The 20,251-nt window shown below is 73.0% G+C and carries 21 protein-coding genes; 11 read left to right on the top strand and 10 right to left on the bottom strand.

The window, feature by feature from the left end:
• The first annotated feature begins 125 nt into the window (after window positions 1-125).
• Window positions 126-1,433 carry a glycoside hydrolase 5 family protein gene (locus ACTRO_RS35280; protein ID WP_051451868.1) on the top strand — a complete coding sequence of 436 codons (1,308 nt, stop codon included), beginning with the start codon at window positions 126-128 and terminating at the stop codon, window positions 1,431-1,433.
• Between the two features lie 27 nt (window positions 1,434-1,460).
• Here the strand turns inward: ACTRO_RS35280 and ACTRO_RS35275 are convergent, their stop codons facing one another.
• Complete coding sequence (locus ACTRO_RS35275; protein ID WP_051451867.1) at window positions 1,461-2,735, bottom strand: MFS transporter; 1,275 nt, start codon at window positions 2,733-2,735, stop codon at window positions 1,461-1,463.
• Window positions 2,736-2,854: 119 nt separating this feature from the next.
• Here ACTRO_RS35275 and ACTRO_RS35270 point away from each other — a divergent pair, with 119 nt between their 5' ends.
• The gene (locus ACTRO_RS35270) at window positions 2,855-3,982 is read left to right on the top strand and encodes an ROK family protein (protein ID WP_084316754.1); all 1,128 of its coding nucleotides are present in this window, start codon (window positions 2,855-2,857) and stop codon (window positions 3,980-3,982) included.
• A gap of 77 nt (window positions 3,983-4,059) precedes the next feature.
• Complete coding sequence (locus ACTRO_RS35265; RefSeq protein WP_034270224.1) at window positions 4,060-5,121, top strand: serine hydrolase domain-containing protein; 1,062 nt, start codon at window positions 4,060-4,062, stop codon at window positions 5,119-5,121.
• Window positions 5,122-5,162: 41 nt separating this feature from the next.
• Here the strand turns inward: ACTRO_RS35265 and ACTRO_RS35260 are convergent, their stop codons facing one another.
• Window positions 5,163-6,137, bottom strand: a complete 975-nt coding sequence (locus tag ACTRO_RS35260) for a pirin family protein (protein ID WP_034270222.1) — start codon at window positions 6,135-6,137, stop codon at window positions 5,163-5,165.
• A 118-nt stretch (window positions 6,138-6,255) separates the two neighbouring features.
• Here ACTRO_RS35260 and ACTRO_RS35255 point away from each other — a divergent pair, with 118 nt between their 5' ends.
• Both ACTRO_RS35255 and pta read left to right on the top strand, forming a co-directional pair.
• Window positions 6,256-6,597 carry a GNAT family N-acetyltransferase gene (locus ACTRO_RS35255; protein WP_051451866.1) on the top strand — a complete coding sequence of 114 codons (342 nt, stop codon included), beginning with the start codon at window positions 6,256-6,258 and terminating at the stop codon, window positions 6,595-6,597.
• 10 nt (window positions 6,598-6,607) lie between these two features.
• Window positions 6,608-8,794 (top strand): phosphate acetyltransferase, encoded by a 2,187-nt coding sequence (gene pta / locus ACTRO_RS35250; protein WP_034270216.1) that lies wholly within the window; start codon window positions 6,608-6,610, stop codon window positions 8,792-8,794.
• On the opposite strand, the gene ACTRO_RS35245 is transcribed toward pta, so the two are convergent.
• Window positions 8,795-9,535 (bottom strand): GntR family transcriptional regulator, encoded by a 741-nt coding sequence (locus tag ACTRO_RS35245; RefSeq protein ID WP_034270213.1) that lies wholly within the window; start codon window positions 9,533-9,535, stop codon window positions 8,795-8,797.
• 151 nt (window positions 9,536-9,686) lie between these two features.
• Here ACTRO_RS35245 and ACTRO_RS48375 point away from each other — a divergent pair, with 151 nt between their 5' ends.
• Together ACTRO_RS48375 and ACTRO_RS35235 are read left to right on the top strand one after the other, a co-directional pair.
• The gene (locus ACTRO_RS48375) at window positions 9,687-9,869 is read left to right on the top strand and encodes a hypothetical protein (protein ID WP_034270211.1); all 183 of its coding nucleotides are present in this window, start codon (window positions 9,687-9,689) and stop codon (window positions 9,867-9,869) included.
• Between the two features lie 13 nt (window positions 9,870-9,882).
• The gene (locus ACTRO_RS35235; protein WP_051451865.1) at window positions 9,883-10,386 is read left to right on the top strand and encodes an ATP-binding protein; all 504 of its coding nucleotides are present in this window, start codon (window positions 9,883-9,885) and stop codon (window positions 10,384-10,386) included.
• Between the two features lie 34 nt (window positions 10,387-10,420).
• On the opposite strand, the gene ACTRO_RS35230 is transcribed toward ACTRO_RS35235, so the two are convergent.
• Window positions 10,421-10,918, bottom strand: a complete 498-nt coding sequence (locus tag ACTRO_RS35230) for a hemerythrin domain-containing protein (protein ID WP_051451864.1) — start codon at window positions 10,916-10,918, stop codon at window positions 10,421-10,423.
• 243 nt (window positions 10,919-11,161) lie between these two features.
• Between ACTRO_RS35230 and ACTRO_RS35225 the strand changes: the two genes are divergently transcribed.
• Window positions 11,162-11,818, top strand: coding sequence for a class E sortase (locus tag ACTRO_RS35225; RefSeq protein ID WP_084316751.1), 657 nt, complete (start codon window positions 11,162-11,164; stop codon window positions 11,816-11,818).
• 7 nt (window positions 11,819-11,825) lie between these two features.
• Here the strand turns inward: ACTRO_RS35225 and ACTRO_RS35220 are convergent, their stop codons facing one another.
• Both ACTRO_RS35220 and ACTRO_RS35215 read right to left on the bottom strand, forming a co-directional pair.
• Window positions 11,826-12,992: a PP2C family protein-serine/threonine phosphatase gene (locus ACTRO_RS35220; protein WP_157436619.1), complete on the bottom strand. Its 1,167-nt coding sequence runs from the start codon at window positions 12,990-12,992 to the stop codon at window positions 11,826-11,828.
• A gap of 97 nt (window positions 12,993-13,089) precedes the next feature.
• On the bottom strand, window positions 13,090-13,644 hold the full coding sequence (locus tag ACTRO_RS35215) for a hypothetical protein (protein ID WP_034270208.1): 555 nt from the start codon (window positions 13,642-13,644) through the stop codon (window positions 13,090-13,092).
• A 170-nt stretch (window positions 13,645-13,814) separates the two neighbouring features.
• Here ACTRO_RS35215 and ACTRO_RS35210 point away from each other — a divergent pair, with 170 nt between their 5' ends.
• On the top strand, window positions 13,815-14,333 hold the full coding sequence (locus ACTRO_RS35210) for a hypothetical protein (protein WP_157436618.1): 519 nt from the start codon (window positions 13,815-13,817) through the stop codon (window positions 14,331-14,333).
• Here ACTRO_RS35210 and ACTRO_RS35205 read toward each other — a convergent pair.
• The 3 genes from ACTRO_RS35205 to ACTRO_RS35195 form a co-directional block, all read right to left on the bottom strand.
• Entirely contained in the window at window positions 14,321-14,569 is a 249-nt protein-coding gene (locus ACTRO_RS35205) for a DUF2277 family protein (RefSeq protein ID WP_034270202.1), read from the bottom strand. The two genes, ACTRO_RS35210 and ACTRO_RS35205, sit on opposite strands and share 13 nt — an antisense overlap.
• 121 nt (window positions 14,570-14,690) lie before the next feature.
• Complete coding sequence (locus ACTRO_RS35200) at window positions 14,691-15,167, bottom strand: GNAT family N-acetyltransferase (protein ID WP_084316750.1); 477 nt, start codon at window positions 15,165-15,167, stop codon at window positions 14,691-14,693.
• A gap of 65 nt (window positions 15,168-15,232) precedes the next feature.
• Window positions 15,233-16,036, bottom strand: coding sequence for an alpha/beta hydrolase family protein (locus tag ACTRO_RS35195; RefSeq protein WP_051451861.1), 804 nt, complete (start codon window positions 16,034-16,036; stop codon window positions 15,233-15,235).
• Between the two features lie 166 nt (window positions 16,037-16,202).
• Between ACTRO_RS35195 and ACTRO_RS44365 the strand changes: the two genes are divergently transcribed.
• On the top strand, window positions 16,203-17,132 hold the full coding sequence (locus ACTRO_RS44365; protein ID WP_051451860.1) for a hypothetical protein: 930 nt from the start codon (window positions 16,203-16,205) through the stop codon (window positions 17,130-17,132).
• Here the strand turns inward: ACTRO_RS44365 and ACTRO_RS35185 are convergent.
• Window positions 17,104-18,375, bottom strand: a complete 1,272-nt coding sequence (locus ACTRO_RS35185) for an MFS transporter (protein ID WP_051451859.1) — start codon at window positions 18,373-18,375, stop codon at window positions 17,104-17,106. The genes ACTRO_RS44365 and ACTRO_RS35185 overlap by 29 nt on opposite strands.
• Window positions 18,376-18,501: 126 nt before the next feature.
• Here ACTRO_RS35185 and ACTRO_RS35180 point away from each other — a divergent pair, with 126 nt between their 5' ends.
• Window positions 18,502-20,250 (top strand): MFS transporter, encoded by a 1,749-nt coding sequence (locus ACTRO_RS35180; protein ID WP_245594586.1) that lies wholly within the window; start codon window positions 18,502-18,504, stop codon window positions 20,248-20,250.
• Window position 20,251: the final 1 nt, after the last annotated feature.

Below are 20,251 nucleotides of genomic sequence, written 5' to 3'. Positions count from 1 at the left end.
GGGGCCGTTCGCCTCCCTGCCAGCCTAGCGTGCCGAGTGTTGACACTTAACCGGTATAGTGCTTGGCTGGCGGGCGGCACGGAGCAGACGAATCCCGCCCGCAACTCCTGTGAGGAGTCCCCTTGATGCGCGACGAAGCGCCGAATTCCCGGGAAATCTCGACCACGCGCCGCAAAGCCCTGATCACCGCGGCGGGCGTGGCCGGCGCGGCCCTGATCGCCGAAACCCCCGCCGCGCACGCCGACACCGCCGCAGCCGCCGACAGCGCCCGATCCGGCGCCGGCCCGCGTCCGTTCGTGCGGGTGGCGAAGGGCGGCGCCGGCTTCACGATCGGGCGCGACGCGTTCCGCTTCGGCGGGACGAACTGCTACTACCTGCATCAACAGTCGCATTACATGATCGACGCCGCGCTCGACGACATCGCCGCAGCCGGGCTCTCGGTCGTGCGCGCCTGGGCGTTCGCCGACGGCAGCGGCCACGGCTACACCGCCCTGCAGACCGCGCCCCACACCTACGACGAGTCGGCCTTCGACGCGCTCGACTACGCGATCTACAAGGCGGGCGTCCTCGGTCTGCGACTGGTCCTGCCGCTGGTGAACAACTGGCCCGACTACGGCGGCATGGCGCAGTACGTCGATTGGTTCCTCGGCCTGCCCGACGACAGCTACGGCGACGCGGTCAACCACGACAAGTTCTATACGACCCCGGCCATCAAGGACTGCTACAAGGCGTACGCCAAGTTCGTCATCGGCCGCCGCAACCCCTACACCGGCCTCGCCTACCGCGACGACCCCACGATCATGACCTGGGAACTCGCCAACGAGCCGCGCAACCGCAGCGACAAGACCGGCGCGCCGGTGCTGGCGTGGATCACCGAGATGAGCGCGTACCTCAAGCACCTGGCGCCGCGTCAGCTGGTCGCGGTCGGCGACGAGGGCTTCTACGGCGACCCGACGAACTACGACTACCCGTACTCGACCTACGAGGGCGACCGCTGGAAGGACTTCATCGCCCTGCCGAGCATCGACTACGGCACCGTGCACCTCTACCCGCAGGGCTGGGGCGAGACCCCGTCGAACAACGGCACCGACCCGGTGGCCTGGGGCACGAAGTGGATCCAGGACCACCTCGCCGACGGCGCCGCGGCCGGAAAGCCGGTCGTGGTGGAGGAATACGGCTTGAGCGTGGACGGCACCGTGATCCAGGACGAGGCCGCGCGCGCCGCCGGATACACCGCGTGGACGGACGCCGTGCTCGCGGGCGGCGGAGCGGGCGACCAGTTCTGGCTGCTGACTTCCCGCGTCGACGACGGCTCGTTCTACCCGGACTACGACGGCTACCGCGTCATGTGGTTCAACGACGCGTCGAACTCCACGAACGACCTGGCGAAGCTGCTCTCGGCCCACGCCAAGGCGATGACCGCCGCCAGCTGACAGCAGTGCCGCTCCCCCGGCGGCCGGTCACGCACCGACCGCCGGGCACGGCTCCGGACTCATCGCCGCAGCGGGCTGCGCCGAGCCGCGCGTCGCCCGGGCGAGGCCCAACGCGAGCGGCACGCAGAGCGCGGAGACGATGGCGAGAAGCCAGGGGACACAGCCGGTTCCGAAGCGTTCGATGCCGAGGCCGGTCGCCGGGCCGGCCGCGGCGCCGCCGATGTTGGCGGTGAGGATCGCGCCGGTCGCGGCCCAGCGCACCCGCGGCGCGGACCGGCTGAGCCAGGGCAGCGCCACCGGGAAGACCGGGGCGTTGAACAGCCCGGCCCCGGCGAACGCCCAGGGTGCGAGCGGGTGCACCGTCGCCAGTGCGAGGCACGCCGTCGTCCCGATGCAGCTCACCGTGACGATCGAGGCGGCGCTCCAGCGGTCGGTCATCGGGCCGATGAGCAGCCGGCCGACGGTGAGCATGAGCCAGAACCCGGAGGTGATCGTCGAAGCGGCCGCCGCGGTGTGGCCGAGCTCGTCCTGCAGGAAGGTCGGCTCCCAGGCGCCGGCGCCGGTCTCCACCGTGACCTGGAGCGCGTAGAGCGCAAGGAAGGCCGCGACCAGCGCCAGGACAGGGCCGCCGACGCGTCTGCGAACCGGCCCATCGAGCTCTGCCGCCTCGTGCTCGCCCGGATCCTTCGGGTGAGCTGCGGGATCCGCGCGCACGGTGCGCACGGCGCGGAGGAAGAAGGCGGCCACGACCAGGAGCGCCGCGGCTATGCCGAAGGCCACGGGGTAGCGGGTCACGCCGACGAGGCTGATCAGCAGCGGTCCGGCGACCGCGCCGAGGCCGAAGCAGGCATTGAGGATGCCGAGCATCGCCGCGCTGCGCACGCCGAAGCCGACCGAGAAGAGCGCGTTGAGCCCGTAGTCCATGCCCCCTGCGCCCAACCCGCACAGCAGGCCGGCCGCGAGCGCGAGCGGCCAGTTCGGGGCCAGCGCGAAGCCCGCGGCCCCGACGGCCATGACCGAGAGCGCGGCCGTCAGCAGCTGGTCGTTGCGGATGCGCGCGTGGGCCACGCCGGCGATCAGCACGCCGGCCACGGCTCCGGCGAAGAACATGCTCAGCGCCGCGCCGGCGCCGGCGGGCTCGAGGCCGAACCGGCTGCGCAGCGCCGGGATGGCCGGGCCGAAGAACGCGTTGACCGAGCCGAGCAGCACGAACGCGACGCACGCGGCCACGGTCGCGCCGGTGCCGAAGAGCCGCTCCGACGCGGGTGAGGAGCCGTCCGCGGCCTGGGCACTGTGATCCACGGCCCCGACCCTACTGGTCCGTGCGGCCGGGCCCGGCACGGAGGCGGCGGACCGCTTGACACTAAACCGGTTCAGTGAAACCATCGCGCCGGGATCCGGCCGGAGGCGAAGGAGACGACATGGGCTCGTCGCGTCAGCACACCGCGCAGCGAACCGAAGCGGCCGCCACGACCACGGCCGCTTCGGCCGCCGCGCCGGGTGCGGCGCCGACGGCGACTGCGGCGGGGACCGGCTCGGCGGGCACAGGCCTCGTCGCGGCCATCGACATCGGCGGCACGAAGATAGCCGGTGGGCTGGTGGACGCCGCGGGCCAGGTGCTTTACGGGACGGTCCGGCAGACACCCACGCTCGGCTCCTTCGCCTCCGCCGCTTCGGCGGCCGCCGACGAGGTCATGGCCGCCGTGGCCGAGGTCCTCGACGAACTCGCCGCGGCGCCCGAGTGGGGCGAGGTCTGCGCGCTCGGGATCGGCAGCGCGGGCCCAGTCGACGTCGGACGCGGCACCGTCTCCCCCGTCAACATCCCCGCCTGGCGCGACTTCCCGCTCGTCGCGCAGACCGCCCGCCACCCCGCCGTCGGCGACAGGCCCCTGACACTGGCCGGCGACGCCGTCGCGATGGCCGCCGGAGAACACCTGCACGGCGCCGCGGCCGGATACGCGAACGCGCTGTGCATGGTCGTGTCCACCGGCGTCGGCGGCGGCCTCGTGCTCGGCGGCCGGGTGATGCCCGGCGCGACCGGGAACGCGGGCCACATCGGGCACATCACGGTCGACCTCGACGGCGAGGCCTGCCCCTGCGGCGGCCACGGCTGCCTCGAGCGCCTCGCCGGCGGCCCCGCCATCGCCCGCCGCGCCCTGTCCTTCGGCTGGGTGCCGCAGGGCCCTTACTCCGACGGCTCCGCCGCGGCGGTGGCCCGTTCCGCCGGCGCCGGCGACCGCGCCGCCCAAGCCGCGTTCGATCGCGCCGCCCAGGCCCTGGCCGCGGGCATCGCCGCCACCGCCGCCCTGGTCGAGCTGGACCTGGTGGTCATCGGCGGCGGCGTCGCCCAGGCCGGCGACGTGCTCTTCGCCCCCCTGCGCTCATGGCTGGGCCACTACGCCACGCTCTCCTTCACCCGCGACCTGACCGTCGTCCCGGCCCGCCTCGGTACCGACGCGGGCCTCGTCGGCGCGGCCGCGTGCGCCCGCTCCGACGCCTTCCCCGTCCACCACGGGACCGGAGACGCGCCGGCCGCCGCGATGGCCTGACGGCGTCCGGCGTTTCCCGGCGCGTCGAAGATCCACGCGCCGGAGCGGCCGGGGCCGCGGGAGTAGTCTCGTCGGGCATGAGCCCTGCCACCGCGACCGCGACCGCACTCGATCTCGCCGCCGGACGCGAAGGCATGGCCCGGCTCTACGTGCAGCGCGGCGACGAGACACTCGTGGACGCCTCGGTCGGGTGCGCGCCCGACACCCTGTTCCTGTTGTTCTCCGCCGGGAAGCCGCTGACCGCGCTCGCCGTGCACCACCTCGCCGAGCGGGGGCTGATCGATCTCGACGCGCCGGTGTGCACGTACTGGCCGGAGTACGCCGGCGGCGGCAAGTACGACGTCTCCGTGCGGCACGTGCTCCAGCACCGGTCGGGGGCGCCGACCTCGACCGGCTCGATCCTGGGCGACGCCCGGATCATGACCGACTGGGACCGTTCGATCGCGGCGGCCGAGCGGGCGCGTCCGCGTTGGCCGGCCGGCGAAGTGGCGGCGTATCACATCCTGAGCTACGGCTTCGTCCTCGGCGAGCTGGTGCGCCGGGTCAGCGGCATGGACATCGGCTCGTACACGCGCCAGATGCTGCTCGAGCCGCTGGGCCTGCACGATACGCACCTCGGTGTGCCGCCGGGCGAGGAGCACCGGCTGGCCCCGCTGCGGGTGCACTCGGGCGGCCTCGCGTCCTACGTGCGCAGCGTGTACTTCAACCGTCCGGCGGTGCGCAAGGCGGTCGTGCCGGCGGCCACGGTCACCGCGACCGCGGCCGACGTGGCGCGGCTGTACCGGATGATGCTGCTCGGCGGGACGATCGACGGCATCAGGGTCCTGCTCCCGGAGACGGTGGGAGCGGCGCTGCGTCCGACCACGGAGAAGGGCGAGAAGGACCGGCTGCTGCGCATACCGATCCGCTGGGCCGAGGGCTTCCAGCTCGGCGGCGCGGCCGGCCGGGCGGCGACCGCGATGGGCACCTCGCCGGACCCGGACACCTTCGGGCACAACGGCAGCTACGTGTGCAGCGCGTGGGCCGATCCGGGCCGCGACCTGGTGTACGTGTACCTGACGAACCTCGTGGTCGGGCGCGGGGACGGGGAACGGCACCACGCCGCGGTGAGCGACGCGGTGCTGCGCGAGTTCGGCTGAGGAGCGCCGCGGGAAGCTGACGGCCGTGCAAGCGCCCTGCGTCAGCCCTCCCGCACCCGTCCACGCGCCTTGAGCGGCACGCCCGGCAGCGGCGGCGCGTCGAGGCGGGCGCCGTCGTAGCCGTACACCGTGCCGAAGCGCTCGCCGGCCTGCCAGGCTTCGCGGTAGCCGGCGATCTCCTCGCCGCTGCGCCCGATCCAGTTCCAGAACATGACGATCCGCTCCTCGAACGGCTCGCCGCCGAGCAGCATCACGGCGCCGCCGGATTCGCTGCGCAGCCGCAGCTCGCGGCGGCCGCAGCCGAGGTAGAGCATCGTGCCGCGCTCGACCGGGACGCCGTCGACGTCGACGAGTCCGGTCATGGCGAGCGCGGCGTACTCGAAGTCGGGCTCGAGCGGCAGGGCGGTGGCCGCGCCCGGGGCGAGGTCGAGGTCCATGCCGACGATCGGGGAGTACGTGGTGCCGGGGGACTCCGCGCCGTCGAAGGCGCCGAGCATCAGGGTCGCGCTCAGGCCGTGGGCGGTGCGCACCACCGGCAGATCACTGTGATGCTCCCAGGCCGGCCCGGTCTCGCGGCTGGCGTCGGGCAGCGCGATCCACAGCTGCGCTCCGTGCAGCAGGGCCGGATGGGCGACGGGCGACTGCTCCGAGTGGGCGATCCCGTGACCCGCCGTCATCAGGCCCAACTCGTACGGCCTAATCGTGGCCAGGCTGCCCAGGCTGTCCCGGTGCTCCACCTCGCCCTGGTGCAGCCAGCTGAGCGTCTGCAGGCCGCAGTGCGGATGCGGGGCGACCCGCATCCCGGGCTCGTCCGCGATGTCGTCCGGACCGTAGTGGTCCACGAAGCACCACGCGCCGACCATCCGCCGGTGGATGTTGGGCAGCAGCCGGCGCACCTCGCTGCTTTCACCCAGTTGCACGCTCCTGGGCGCGAGCAGTTCGCGCACGGGCTCGGCGGCGACCTCGGCCAGACCGCCGCGGACGGTCACCACCGGACTGCGGTCCAGATTGCTCACGGCGCGCTCCTCTCCATGCTGATGCGAAGATTGTCGTGCACGCGCGCACGCCAGGCGAGGCGGGACACGGCCACGGCGTACGCGGGCGCGGCCGATCCGACGACGGGAGAGCACGACGATGAGCGAGGCGCAGGCAGCCGGCGGCACCGCGGACGCCGACGTGGAAGTGGCCGACCATCCGGAGTCCGAGCGCTACGAGGTGCACGTGGCCGGGGAGCTCGCGGGCTTCGCGGACTACCAGCGCGGACCCGGGCAGATCGCCTTCACCCACACCGAGGTCGACTCCGCCTACAGCGGCCAGGGCCTGGCCGGGCGGCTGGTGCAGAAGGCGCTGGACGACGCCCGGGCGGCCGGGAACGAGGTCCTGCCGTTCTGCCCGTTCTTCCGGGGGTGGATCGCCAAGCACCCGGACTACCTCGGGCTGGTGCCCGAGGCGCGCCGCTCGGAATTCGACCTCTGAGGGCGTCCGCGTGACCCGCAGCGTGTACGTGACCGGCATCGGGCGCGGCGACGGCCGGCAGGTGGTGGAACTCGGCCTGATGGAGCTGCTCTCGCGGCGCTCGGACCGGGTCGGGGTGTTCCGGCCGCTCACCCACCGGCCGACCGACGACATGGTCGACCTGCTGCGCTCGCGCTACCGGATCGGGCTGTCCCCCGGGCTGCTCTACGGCATGGACTACGAGGCCGCCGCCGCACTGCGGGCCGAACGCGGCGAGGACGAGCTCGTCTCCGTGCTCCTCGACCGGTTCCGCGAGGTCGAGCGGCACTGCGAGACCGTGCTCGTGCTCGGCACGGACTTCGCCGAGACCAGCATCCCGGACGAGCTCGCGCTCAACGCGCGCCTGGCCAACGAGTTCGGCTCGCTGGTGGTGCCGGTGGTCGGCGGCCACCGGCAGACCGCGGACACGGTCGCGGCGGAGAGCCGCAACGCCGAACGCGCGTACTCCACGCTCGGCTGCAACGTGCTGGCGCTGTTCGCCAACCGGGTGCCGGCCGCGGAGCGGGAGTCGACGCTGCGTCAGCTCCGGGCGGCGTCGGCCGTTCCGGCGTACGTGCTGCCGGACGACCCGGCGCTGGCCGCCCCGACCGTCGCCGAGGTCGTCGCGGCCGCCGGCGGGAAGGTGCTGCTCGGCGACGCCGACGGGCTGGACCGGGACGTGCGCGGCTACGTCCTCGGCGGCGCGATGCTGCCGCACTTCCTCGGCGCGCTGCACCCCGGCTGCCTGGTGGTCACCGCGGGAGACCGGACCGACCTGCTGATCGGCGCGCTGGCCGCGCACACCGCGGGCGCCCCGGCCATCGCGGGCGTGCTGCTGACGATGGGCGAGACCCCGGACCCGCAGGTGATGGGCCTGGCCGCGCGGCTCGGCGCGGGCACGCCGGTGGTGGTCGTGCCGGAGCTGAGCTTCGCCACCGCGCAGCTGCTCGCGCCGCTGGAGGGCCGGATCACCGCGACCGCCCCGCGCAAGGCCGAGACCGCGCTGGGGCTGTTCGACCTGCACGTGGACGTGGCCGAGCTCACCTCGCGGATCGAGCTGGACCGGCCGCAGCGGGTCACGCCGATGATGTTCGAGCACGAATTGATCGAGCGGGCGCGCACCCCGCGGCTGGCCGAGATCGTGCTGGCCGAGGGCACCGAGGAGCGGATCCTGCGCGCCGCCGACGTGCTGGTGCGGCGCAACGTCTGCCACCTGACCCTGCTCGGCGCGCACGCCGCGATCCGGCGCAAGCTGGCCGACCTCGGGCTCGACCTGGGGCTGGATCCCGGCCTGGATCCCGACCTCGAGCGCGGCGCCGAGCGCGGACCGGCCGGGGAAGAGCCGGAGGAAGACTCCACCCGGGCCCGGGTCCGCGTGAACGACCCGGCGCTGGATCCGCGCCGCGAGCGGCTGGCCGAGATCTACGCCCAGCTGCGCCGGCACAAGGGTGTGACGCTGGATCAGGCCCTGGACACGGTCGTCGACGTCAACCACTTCGGCACCATGCTGGTGCATCAGGGCCTTGCGGACGGCATGGTCAGCGGCGCGGTGCACTCCACCGCCTCGACGCTGCGGCCCGCGCTCGAGGTGATCAAGACCGCGCCCGGCGCGGGGCTGGTGTCCTCGGTGTTCTTCATGTGCCTGCCGGACCGCGTGCTCGTCTACGGCGACTGCGCGATCAACCCCGACCCGAACGCCGAGCAGCTGGCCGACATCGCGGTCCAGTGCGCGCGCACGGCCGAGGAGTTCGGGGTGCCGCCGCGGGTGGCGCTGCTGTCCTACTCGACCGGCACATCAGGTCAGGGTGCTGATGTGGACAAGGTGCGCGAGGCGGCGGGCATCGTGCGCCGGCTGCGGCCGGATCTGTTGGTGGAAGGGCCGATCCAGTACGACGCGGCAGTCGAACCGGCCGTCGCGGCGACCAAGCTGCCCGACTCGCCCGTCGCCGGCCGGGCCACCGTCTTCGTCTTCCCGGACCTGAACACCGGCAACAACACCTACAAGGCCGTGCAGCGCTCGGCCGGCGCGCTCGCGATCGGCCCGGTGCTGCAGGGGCTGCGCAAGCCCATCAATGATCTGTCACGTGGCGCGACCGTGCAGGACATCGTCACGACCGTGGCCATCACCGCGATCCAGGCGCACCAGCAGCGGCAGGCCGAGGCGGCCCGCACCGAGTGATCAGAGGTTGAAGGAGAGGATCTCCATCTCCCGGTAGACCGTCTCGACGTACTCCACCGGCGTGCCCTCGGCGTCCTCGCGCAGCGAGACGGCCGCGAGCACCGGGTCGTCCACGGCCGTGCCCATCAGCCGGGCCTCGCGCTCGGTGGCCCGGCGGGCCGTGAGGTGGGTCTGGGCCGGGGCGCCGAAGCGGATGCCGGCCTCGGCCAGCGCGGCCAGCGTGCCCTGCACGATCGGCTCGGCCACCAGCAGCGCGGGCACCCGCTCCACCACGGCGGCCGGGTGCCAGGAGACGGTCAGCGAGATCAGCCGCTTGCGATGGTAGATCACGTACTCGCGCCGGCCCACCCGCACGTCCGGGGTGAGCTTGAGCACGTCGTAAACATCCTGATGCACATGGCGCACGTGCCAGTCGTCGCTGGCCACGTCCGGCCCGGCCCAGCCCGCGTAGCTGACGTGGCCGCGCTCCATCGGACGCAGCGCCCCGGCGCCGGTCAGCGCCCGCTCGAGCCGCTCGGCCGGGGTCGGGATGGACTGGAACGGGGAGACGATCGTACCGCCGCGATAGGAACGCACCAGGCCGCGGCCCTGCAGCTCCCTGATCGCGGCGTGCGCGGTCTTGGCCGAGACCGCGTACTGCGCCGCGAGGTCCCGGACCGAGGGGAGGCGGGAGCCCTGCTCGAGCTCTTGCAGAAGGATTTCCTCCGCCATCCGGTCGGCGATATCGCGGTACGAGGTCATGTGTAGATCCTTCTGCCGGTCCTGCTTCGAAGAATAGGTCGATTCGGTCAAGATTCGGCCAAGAGGGACCACCATTGTGGTACCACGACCGATTCAGCGGTACACCTGTAGTACTACACATCGTGTGATCGGACCGCGCCGCGGAGGGCTGATGAGCGCAGCGGTTTGGCATGAGACGCAGTGGACTGACACCGGCGGCGAAGGCCCGGCGTCTCGTGGGGGTGGGCCGCGGTCGCGGCCGCAGGACGCGCGCCGGGACGAGCCGCCGCGCGAGACCGAGGCCGCGGTCACCGCCGGGGCCGCCGTCGGCGTACTCGCCGACCTGGCCGGGTAGAGCGATGAGCGCCGTGACCGAAGCTTCTGATCCCGCCCTTTCCGCCGTGCCGCCGCTGCCCGCGGCGGACGCCCTGCGCGCGGCGCACGGTCCGCCGCCGGCGGCCGGGGTGGTGCACGACTGGACCGCGCTGACCCTCCCGGCGAACCCGCGGTCGGCCGGCCTGTTCCGCGAGCACACCACGGAGGCGGCGCGGCGCTGGGAGCTGCACCCGGAGAGCGGCGAGACGCTGGAGGTGTGCGTCAGCGAGCTCGTCACCAACGCCATCGTGCACGGCGTCGGCCGCGACGTGCTGCTCGTGCTCTACTACACCGGCGACAGCGTGCTGACCGAGGTGTTCGGGCAGGCGGTCGACCGTCCGGTGATCCCGCGTCAGTCCCGGGCCGACTGGGCCGAGGGCGGGCGCGGGCTGTTCATCGTGGAGACGCTGGCGAAGGACTGGGGCAGCGAGAACACCGGGCACGGCCTGCTGCGGGTCTGGGCGTCCATCGCGGTGCAGCAGACGTCAGAGGACTGATTCGCCGTTCTCCGACGGGCGGCGGGCGGCGGGCTCAGGTCGTCGCCCGGACGCGGACGAGGTCCTCGTCGAGGGACGGGTCCTCCGGGTGCGCCTTGCGCCACGCCGCCATCGCGGCGTCCCACTGCTCGCCGGAGAGCGCGCTGAGGGAGGCCGGGAAGAGCCCGTCCTCCTCCTTCGTGATGTGCACCCGCAGCTCGTCGAAGGCGGCGAGCAGCCGGGCACGGTCGAGGGCGACGGCCGGATCGGCCTCGCCGAGCAGGGCGCGCAGCCTGGCGTGGTCGGTGACGAGCTCGTCGAGGTACTCGGCGTACTGCGGGTCCTCGCGCATGGCGGCGAACAGGCCCTCCTCCTCGCCGCGCCAGTGCGCCTCGAGCTGGCGGGCCAGCAGGTCGAGCCGGCCGCGCGCCCGCAGCACCGCGCCTTCGCGCAGCGCCTCCGCGGCGCCGGCGGCCAGCTCCAGCGTGACCTCGTGCTCGGTGACGAACTCCTTGATCAGGGGTATGTCGATGCAACCGCAGTAGGTGCACATGGGAAACGCCTCCTGTCAGCCGTCGCCGCGACGGCGGATGACCGAGGCTGTGTCAAGGGCGCCGGTCTCTCGTAGTCCGACGATAGGACCGCCCCCTGCCCCCAGCCTGCGCTTTGGGCCGAACGAGTGAGGCCGGGCCGGGCCGCGGCCAGGCAGGCGAGGGGGCGTTGATTGCTCCGATCGGGCGATCCTCGGCGTGGGAAGCGGGTGAAACATGGAAATCTGATGGCATGATCCCTCGTCATGGCTGGATCTGGACGCACGGTACTGCGGGGACTCGGCTCCTGGGTCGGGGAGATCATGATCACGCTCGGCGTGCTCGTCGGGCTCTACGTGCTCTACCTGCTCACCTGGACCAGCGTGGTCGCGCACGCCCACGCCCAGGCCGACGTGTGCACGCTGAAGAAGGAGTGGGCCGCCTCGACCGCGGTCCAGCCCCGCGACGCCCAGCCGTTCGCCACCATCCAGATCCCGCAGATCCGCAACCCGGGAGTCTGGCCGGTGCTCGACGGCGTGGCCCAGACCGAGCTGCAGCAGGGCGTCGGCTGGTACCCGAGCAGCCAGCAGCCCGGGCAGCAGGGCAACTTCGCGGTGGCCGCGCACCGGCGCACCTGGGGCGACATGTTCCGCTACCTCGACGAGGTCAAGACCGGCGACACCGTCGTGGTCCAGGACGGCAACACCACCTACACCTACCGGGTGATCGAAGACCCCGTGTACGTGGACCCGTCCGCGGTGGACGTGCTCGACCGGATCCCCGCGCACTCCGGCCTGACCAAGCCCGGCCAGTACATCACCCTGACCACCTGCGACCCGGTCTACAACGCCTACCGCCGGCTGATCGTCTTCGGCCAGCTCGTCTCCACCCACACCACCCAGCAGACCTCGAAGACCTGCTGACAGCCGGTCACCAGGTCTGGTGCACGACGAGGATGGCGAGATCGTCCTGCTGGCGCGGCGCGAACGCGCGCACGTCCTGCAGCAGGGCGTTGGCCAGGGAGCGCGGGGTGAGCCCGCCGAAGAGCGCGAGCCGGTTCTCGAGCGGATAGAAGGCGCCCTCGGCGTTCCTGGCCTCGGTCAGCCCGTCGGTGTAGAGCACCAGCGTGGTGTCCTGCGGCAGCGGGAAACGCCGCTCCCGCCGCGGCTCGGCGACCAGGTCGGCGAGGCCCAGCGGCACGCCGCTCTCGCCCAGGTCCACGCGGTGCAGGCCGCGGCGGTCGAGCGCGTAGGCGGGCAGATGGCCGCAGTCGATCGCGGTGACCTCGACCTCACCGGTCCACGGCCGGCCCCCGGCCGGCTCCCCCGCATCCGTGCCGGGCTCCCTGGCGGTGCGGAACCCGAGCACGAGGGCGGTGACGAAGCGTTCCGGCTGGCCGCCGTGCACCGCGTCGACGTTGTGCCGGGTGGTGGCCGCGTCGATGGCGTCGACGACGCCGACGAGGGTCGGCTCGCGTTGCGCCGCCTCGCGGAACGCGCCGATGACGGCGAGGCCGGTGCTGAGCGCGGCCAGGCCCTTGCCCTGCACGTCCCCGATCAGGACCCTGGTTCCGTGCGAGGTGTCGGCCACGTCGTAGATGTCCCCGCCCACCAGCCGGTCCTCGGTCACCGGCTCGTACACGCCGTCCACCTGCACCGGCTCGGCGACCTGCGGCAGCGGCCGCAGCACCTGCTGCTGCAGGGCCGTGGCGGTGTAGCGCAGCCGGGCGATCTCGGCCTCGCGGTCGAGCCGGACGCGGCAGGCGTAGATCGCGCCGCCGCCGAAGACGGCGGTGAGCGCGAGGATCACCACGCTGTCGGCGACCGTCGGCTCCGGGCGCACCGTCACCGACCCGATCATGACCAGCAGCGCCCAACCCGCGCTCAGCGAGGTCTGCCCGAGGCCGCCGATGCCGGCGACCAGCGCGGGCAGGAAGATGAGCAGGCTGGTCAGCCGCGCCTCGGGGTCGAGCGCGGTGCCGAGGCCGATGACGAGCCCGGTGCTGCCGCACAGCAGCAGCAGCAGCTGGACGTTCGTCAGCGGGCGCCGCCGCGCCGGGGACGCCCCGCCCCACGCCGTCTTTCTCCCGCCGAGCACACCGACGACGCTAGCGACGCCGGGCGGGCGCTGCACGGCGGCTGACGCCGGGTCAGCGTGCGGGTTCTCCGCGGCGGGGCCGGACGGGTGAACGCGGTCAGCCGCTGCCGGAAGGCGCGGTGCCGGAGGATCCGCCGTCGAGCACCGTGCCGCCGAGGGCCGCGCGCACCGCGTCGGCGTACGAGGCGTCGTCGGGCACGAGCACGACCCAGTCCGAGCCGAGCACCGCGCGCTCGTCGGTGCCGCCGATCAGCAGGCCGGAGACGTTCGTCGAGGTCAACGTGGCGGCGAAGGCCGCGGCCTGCGCGTGGTCGTCGAACACGGCCACGGTGACGTCGGCCGAGCCGGTGCCGCCGGCGTCGGAGATCACGCAATTCAGGCTGCTGCGTACGCCGGGCACGTCGATGTGGTTCGCCGAGCCGGTCGAGGCGGTGCAGCCACGCCCGGCCCGGCCGAGATCAGTGATCAGGGTTCTGCTATCGGCGACGGCGACGCTGGACGCGGTGGCCGTGACGGCGGCGCCGGCCGCGGCCGAGGTGGATCGGGGCGTGGTGGCGCTCCCGGCTGAGCCGCCGCAGGCCGAAAGCGAGCCGAGGGCGAGCGGCGCCGCGCAGGTGAGCGCGGCCGCGGCGAGGATCGGACGTCGGGGCATCGGGCCTCCTGAGCCTGCTGAGACGCTGAGACGTGCTGGGACAATCCGCCGCAGAGAGCTTACTCTCGGGTAACTTTCCGGGGAAGGCGCGGCGGCACCCCGGTCGCGGGCCGTCCCGTCCGGGCTAGCCGGGCATGCGGCCGCTGACGCGCCGTGAGCATCCTGGCTGCATGAGCACTACTCCGCCGCCGCCTCCGACCCGGCCCGATCGGCCGCGGCGCGGGGGCGTGCCGGCGGAGATCCGCGACGCGGTGTCGCTACGCACGTTCGTCCTCGTCACCGCGACCTTGGCGCTCGGCCTCGGCTTCGTGGTCTCGTACGTCGGCGCCCTGCTCGATCCGCGGCTGCAGAACGCGCCGGTGACTGTCGTCTCGAACAGCCCGAAGGCCACTGCGCAGCTCGTGGCCGACTTCAACGGCGTATCGCTGTTCTACCTCGTCGTGGGCTGGAGTGTGACGGGGTACCTGATCGCCTCGATCCTGGGCCTGAGCGCCGGCTCCCGCCCGGCCACGCTCACCCGCGCGGTGATCCGCCTGGTGACGCCGGCCCTGTGCGGCTTCCTGGCCGGCCTGATCGGGACGCTCGTGGTCCAGCGGCACGTGCGCCGGCGCGCTGAGCGGGCAGTTCTGGCCGATGGTCGCGACCTGCTGAGCCGGGTCCTGCCGGCGCCGGGCGCTCAGGCCGGCTGACGGGCCTGCGCGTCGGCCGCGCGGCTCGGCGCCGGGCGCACCTCGATCTCGTCGAGCAGGCGTCGCGTGGCCTCCTCGACGGCGTCCACGGCGGCGTCGAACGCGGCCTTGTTGCGGGCGGAGGGCGCCCGGAAGCCGGAGATCTTGCGGACGTACTGCAAGGCGGCGGCGTGGAAGTCCTCGGGTCCGGCCTCTTCGGTGACCGGCGGGCGGAGGGTCTTGATGCTTCGGCACATGCCCCCAGTCTCGTCCGCTCGCCCGCCGCAGACCAGACCCGTGCCGGATCTTGCCGGCCGCGCCGCGGTCCCCGCAGGTCAGCCGGGCGGAAGGCCCTGCGCGGGAAGGCCCGGGCGCGGCCTAGATCGCGTACGCCAGCAGCGGCAGGCTGCGCCCGGGGATCGAGCCGGAGGGCACCGCGCCGATCCGCACCGCGCCCTGGGCCAGGTAGAACGGCTCGGCGAAGGGGTCCGCGGCGATGGTCAGCCGGTGGAAGCCGAGCTGCCCGGCCAGGGTGGAGATGTGCTGGAAGAGCGCCTTGCCGACGCCCTGCCCGATCACCTCCGGTTCGACGAAGAGCATCCCGAGCTCCCCGGCCGGAGCCTCGCCCTCGAGGGTGGCGAAGCCGAGCAGCCGCTGCGCCCCGGCCTCGTCCGGCTCGGCGACGGCGACCTGGGCGCGCTTCGGCGCGAGCTGGTCCGGCCGGAGGGTGAGCTCGGACCGGAAGGCCGAGAGGAACTCGTCGTCGTAACCCCAGTGCGCCTTGGACCGCTGCGCCAGAGTACTGATACCAACGGCTTCGTCCGGCCGGGCCGGTCTGATCGCGAAGTTCGTCACGGCTTCAGGGTATGCGGGTGCGCCCGCGCGGGCCCAGCCGACCGGCCGGGCCGGGTGCGCAGGTGCTATCCGAGGATCGCGGCGCTGAGGAATCCCACGCCGGCGAGCCAGGATTCGTGGTTCGGGTCGAGCACTTCGAAGTGCCCCATCGTGGGGAAGCGGGCGAGCTCGACCCGGTCCCCCGCCTCCACCGCGGTCCGGGCGTAGTCAAGGCTCTGCGAGATCGGCACCCGGTCGTCCGCGTCGCCGTGCACGACGAGCGCGGTCACCGTCGGGCCGAGCGGGAGCAGCTCGATCGGCGCGGCCAGCCGGTACTCGTCCGGCAGCTCCTGCGGCGCGCCGCCCATGAACTCGATCGCGGCCGGCGGCATGCCGTCCTCCTCGTCGAGCCGGTCGGCGGCCGCGGCGCGCAGGTCGGTGACGCCCGCGAGGGAGACCACCGCGTAGCCGGAGGCGAGCGTCTCCCCGGCCTTGACCAGCGCGGAGGCGACCCAGAGAGCGAGATGGCCGCCGGCCGAGTGCCCGGCGACGCCGAGGCGCCCGAGGTCGAGCGGCAGCGGCCGGGTGGCGAGCGCGCGCACGGCGCTGAGCACGTCGTCGCAGGTGCCGCGCCACCCGCCGCCCTCCTCGCCGAGCCGGCGGTACTCCACGTTGACGGCGGCGAATCCGCGCCGGACCAGGTCCTCGGCGAGCGGGCGCATCAGGTCGAGCCCGTACGGCAGGCGCCAGAACCCGCCGTGGATCAGCACGACGGTCGGATGCGGACCGGGCCCGGCCGGCAGGTGGACGTGGCAGAACTGCGACGGGTGCGGGCCGTAGGCGATGGTATGCGGCTCGGGCTGTTCGGGATCCGCGGCGGCGTCCGGCATCGGTCAACTCCCGTTCCTGATCGGTCGTCACCGGTCCCGATCCTCGTCGATGGCGCGAGCCATCGTAGCCGTACGCCGCCGGCCGCCGGCACGGCGGCGCGGACACGTTCCGGTGAAGACACGGGCGTACGTCGAGCACCCCCGGGCCGCCCGGCGTTGATCGGGCGTGGACAGAGGCGAAGACGCGCAGCACCCGGTCGTGCGGATCGTGCACCATGCGGACGGCACGGCGGAGGTCAACGGCCTGCCGGTGACGGTGCGGCCGGGCCAGGACGTACGCGAGGCCGCGTACCTCAGCGCGGTGGCGCTGGTGTCGTCGCTCGCGGGCACGGGCGACGGTGCGCCGGTGCCGGCGACGCGGGTGGAACCGGACGGGACGCAGTACCCGTTGATGCTCTACCCCGCGCGCGCGCAGTTCGCCGCCGACCTGTCGAAGACGCGGACGAACCCGACGCGGGCGGCCCGGACGTTGCGCGGGCTGGCAGCGCTACGGCTGCGCTGGCTCGTGCCGGTCGCCGGCGCCTGCGTCCTCCTGACCGCGCTGACGACGGTGTTACTGCATACGAGTGAACCCGAGGCTGCGCAGTCTTCGGTGAATGCGCGCGTCGCTGCATCGGCCCCCGGCCCGAGCAGCACCGGCGACGCCCGGGCCGTCAGTGCGGGAATGGCCGGCGACGCCCGCAAGGCTCCGGCTTCGGCGAGCACGGCCGAGAAGTCGGCGGCGCACCCGTCACCGCTTCCGAGCGCCCGGCCGGACACCCCCGCGAGCGCGACGGCGCGTCAGACGGCCGGGCATCCGGCCGTCGGCGACATGGCGCTGGCGCTCTTCGGCGGGGATCGGGATGATCCAGAGGTCTCTTACATCCTCACCCTTACGGCCGATGACACCGACCCGATCACACTGACCTATGTGTATTCGGGTTCGAAGGCGCCTGGTGGGACGCGCACCGAAGTGCTCTCCGGCCAGACCCGATACGCGCTGGCCGGAACGATTCCAGGCCAGGCGTTCTGCGGCGGATCGGTGACGATGCGCGTCTCGACCCGTCCGCAGGCGGCGAACGGCACCGTCAGCGCGCGGACGATGCAGGCTTGCTGAGCCGGCCCCGCACGGCTCGGCGCAGCGGCGGACGCACGTACCAGACCGCGCCGGCGGCCGCGACGAGACACGCGGCCCCGCCGATCGCCAGGCCGGTGCGCGGGTCGGAGACCGCGATGATCCAGCCGACGAGCGGGCCGCCGATCGGCGTGGTGCCCTGGAAGGCGACCTGCCAGAGCGCGATCACCCGCCCGCGCATCTCCGGCCGCGCGGCGAGCTGGATGGTGGAGTTGCCGATGGAGATGAACGAGACGCTGGCCCAGCCGGTGAACAGCAGCGCGACGTAGGCGAAGCCGAGGTCCGGAGAGACCGAGCACAGCAGGATCGCCACGCCGAATCCGGTGGAGGCGATGACCATCGAACGTATCCCGGTGCGTCCGCGGGCCGCGGTGAACAGGCCGCCGATCACGGCCCCGACGCCCATCGCGGCGGTCATGAAGCCGTAGGCCTCGGACCCGCCGTGGAAGGTGTGCTGGACGAAGACCGGCAGCGAGACCTGGAACTCGAACGCCAGCAGGCCGACCAGGCTCATCATCGCGAGCGGCACCGCGATGTGCCGGGTCCCGGCCGCGTACCGCAGGCCTTCGCGCAGCTGGCCGCGCGCCCGGGGCGCGGGCAGGCTGGGTCGCAGCTTGCTGCGATCGATGAGCAGCAGCGAGCTGACGACGGCGACGAAGCTGGCCGCGTTGAACAGGAAGCAGACCCCGACCCCGACCGTGGCGATCAGGATCCCGCCGATGCCCGGCCCGATCACCCGCGCGGCGTTGACGGTGACGGAGTTGAGCGTGATCGCGTTGCGCAGCTGGTCGTAGCCGACCATCTCGCGGATGAAGGACTGCCGCGGCGAGTTCTCGAAGGCGTTGTTCGCGCCGAGGAACACGGCGAGCACGCAGATCTCCCAGTACCGCACCGCGCCGAACACGGTGAGCAGCCCGAGCAGCAGCGCCTGCACGCCCATGACCGCCTGCAGGCTGGTCATCAGCTTCAACTTGTCGGACCGGTCCGCGATGACGCCGCCGTAGGGCCCGAGCAGCAGGACCGGCAGCGTCTGCAGCGCCACGACGAGGCCGAGCGCGGTGCTCGAGTGGGTGAGCGTGAGGACGAGCCAGGACTGGGCCGTCATCTGCATCCAGGTGCCGACGAGCGAGATGGACTGGCCGACGAAGTAGGTGCGGTAGTTCGGTATCCGGAGCGAGCTGAAGGCGGCCCGCCAAGACCGGGTCTGCGCTGCTGCGGCCTGCATGGGCGGCGTACCTCTCTCGCGCTCCGGATCTCCTCCCCTACTATATCCTTAGCAGCTCTAAACAAATATGCTCAGGCCGAGGAAGACGTCGGCCGGCCCGCCGGCCGGCCGCGAGCAGGAGGAGGGGTGGCGGTGGCAGACGCCGCGGCGCAGCCGGGCACCGGCGCGGACCGGCCGGACCGGTACAAGTGGGTCGCGCTGTCCAACACGACCCTCGGCATGTTCATGGCCACGGTCGACGCCTCGATCGTGATCATCTCGCTGCCGGCCATCTTCCGCGGCATCCACCTCGACCCCTTCGCCCCGGGCAACATCGGCTACCTGCTGTGGATCATCATGGGCTACCTGCTCGTGACGGCGGTGCTGGTGGTGACGCTCGGGCGGCTCGGCGACATCGTCGGCCGGGTGCGCATCTACAACCTCGGCTTCGTGGTCTTCACGCTCTCCTCGGTGGCGCTCTCGCTCGATCCGGCGGACGGGTCCGCGGGCGCGCTCTGGCTGATCGGCTGGCGGCTGGTGCAGGCCGTGGGCGGCGCGATGCTGATGGCGAACTCGGCCGCGATCATCACCGACGCCTTCCCGGCCGAGCAGCGCGGCATGGCCCTGGGCGTGAACCAGATCTCCGCGCTGGCCGGGCAGTTCATCGGCCTCGTGCTCGGCGGGGTGCTCTCGGTCTGGGACTGGCACGCGATCTTCTGGATCAACGTGCCCTTCGGCGCGTTCGGCACCATCTGGGCCTACCGCAGCCTGCGCGAGCTCTCCCAGCGCCGTCCGGCCCGGATCGACTGGTGGGGCAACCTGACCTTCGCGGTCGGCCTGGCGACGGTGCTCGCCGCGATCACCTACGGGATCCAGCCGTATCAGAACCACTCGATGGGCTGGACCAACCCGCGGGTGTTCGGCTCGCTGATCCTCGGCGTGGCGCTGCTGCTGGTGTTCGGGTTCATCGAGACCCGGGTGCCGCAGCCGATGTTCCGCCTCTCGCTCTTCCGCAACCGCGCCTTCGCCGCCGGGAACGCGGCGGCGCTGCTGGCGTCGATAGCCCGCGGCGGCATGCAGTTCATGCTCATCATCTGGCTGCAGGGCATCTGGCTCCCGCTGCACGGCTACGACTACGCCGACACGCCGCTGTGGGCGGGCATCTTCCTGCTGCCGCTCACCGCCGGGTTCCTGCTGGCCGGCCCGCTGTGCGGCTACCTGTCGGACCGCTACGGCGTGTTCCTGTTCACCACCGGCGGCCTGACCCTGTTCGCGGGCAGCTTCATCGGCCTGCTCTTCCTGCCGTTGAACTTCTCGTACTGGGCCTTCGCGCTGCTGATCATGCTCAACGGCTTCGGCTCCGGGATGTTCTCCGCGCCGAACACCTCGGCCATCATGAGCAGCGTCCCGGCGGAGCACCGCGGCGCGGCCTCCGGCATGCGCTCGACCTTCCAGAACGCCGGCATGTCGCTGTCCATCGGCGTCTTCTTCTCGCTGCTGATCACCGGCCTGGCCGGTCGGCTGCCCGGGGCGCTGTCGGCGGGGCTGGTGGGCCAGGGCGTGAGCCCCGCGGCCGCGCACCAGGCCGCGCAGCTGCCGGCCGTCTCCACCGTCTTCACCGCCTTCCTCGGCGCGAACCCGATGCAGACGCTGCTCGGCCCGAGCGGGGTCCTCGACTCCCTGTCTCCGCACGCGGCGCAGCTGATCACCGGCAAGCAGTTCTTCCCGAACCTGATCTCCGCGCCCTTCCACCACGGCCTGACCATCGTCTTCGCGACCGCGGCCGGGATGGCCCTGCTCGCCGCCACGGCTTCGCTGCTGCGCGGCACGACGCCGCCCGGGCCGGGCGCACGCGTCTCGGAGCGGGCGAAGGCGCCCGAGAAGGCCGCGCGCTGAA

The organism is Actinospica robiniae DSM 44927 (assembly GCF_000504285.1).
GTDB lineage: Bacteria > Actinomycetota > Actinomycetes > Streptomycetales > Catenulisporaceae > Actinospica > Actinospica robiniae.
Note: the sequence above shows the minus strand (reverse complement) of the source record. Positions and strands in the feature narration are given on the sequence as shown.

What these genes read in the sequence shown, in the direction of transcription:
- ACTRO_RS35280 (WP_051451868.1), top strand. Translation starts at nt 126, where the DNA reads ATGCGCGACGAAGCGCCGAATTCCCGGGAAATCTCGACCACGCGCCGC.
- ACTRO_RS35270 (WP_084316754.1), top strand. Translation starts at nt 2,855, where the DNA reads ATGGGCTCGTCGCGTCAGCACACCGCGCAGCGAACCGAAGCGGCCGCC.
- ACTRO_RS35265 (WP_034270224.1), top strand. Translation starts at nt 4,060, where the DNA reads ATGAGCCCTGCCACCGCGACCGCGACCGCACTCGATCTCGCCGCCGGA.
- ACTRO_RS35255 (WP_051451866.1), top strand. Translation starts at nt 6,256, where the DNA reads ATGAGCGAGGCGCAGGCAGCCGGCGGCACCGCGGACGCCGACGTGGAA.
- ACTRO_RS35245 (WP_034270213.1), bottom strand. Translation starts at nt 9,535, where the DNA reads ATGACCTCGTACCGCGATATCGCCGACCGGATGGCGGAGGAAATCCTT.
- ACTRO_RS48375 (WP_034270211.1), top strand. Translation starts at nt 9,687, where the DNA reads ATGAGCGCAGCGGTTTGGCATGAGACGCAGTGGACTGACACCGGCGGC.
- ACTRO_RS35230 (WP_051451864.1), bottom strand. Translation starts at nt 10,918, where the DNA reads ATGTGCACCTACTGCGGTTGCATCGACATACCCCTGATCAAGGAGTTC.
- ACTRO_RS35225 (WP_084316751.1), top strand. Translation starts at nt 11,162, where the DNA reads ATGGCTGGATCTGGACGCACGGTACTGCGGGGACTCGGCTCCTGGGTC.
- ACTRO_RS35215 (WP_034270208.1), bottom strand. Translation starts at nt 13,644, where the DNA reads ATGCCCCGACGTCCGATCCTCGCCGCGGCCGCGCTCACCTGCGCGGCG.
- ACTRO_RS35210 (WP_157436618.1), top strand. Translation starts at nt 13,815, where the DNA reads ATGAGCACTACTCCGCCGCCGCCTCCGACCCGGCCCGATCGGCCGCGG.
- ACTRO_RS35205 (WP_034270202.1), bottom strand. Translation starts at nt 14,569, where the DNA reads ATGTGCCGAAGCATCAAGACCCTCCGCCCGCCGGTCACCGAAGAGGCC.
- ACTRO_RS35195 (WP_051451861.1), bottom strand. Translation starts at nt 16,036, where the DNA reads ATGCCGGACGCCGCCGCGGATCCCGAACAGCCCGAGCCGCATACCATC.
- ACTRO_RS35185 (WP_051451859.1), bottom strand. Translation starts at nt 18,375, where the DNA reads ATGCAGGCCGCAGCAGCGCAGACCCGGTCTTGGCGGGCCGCCTTCAGC.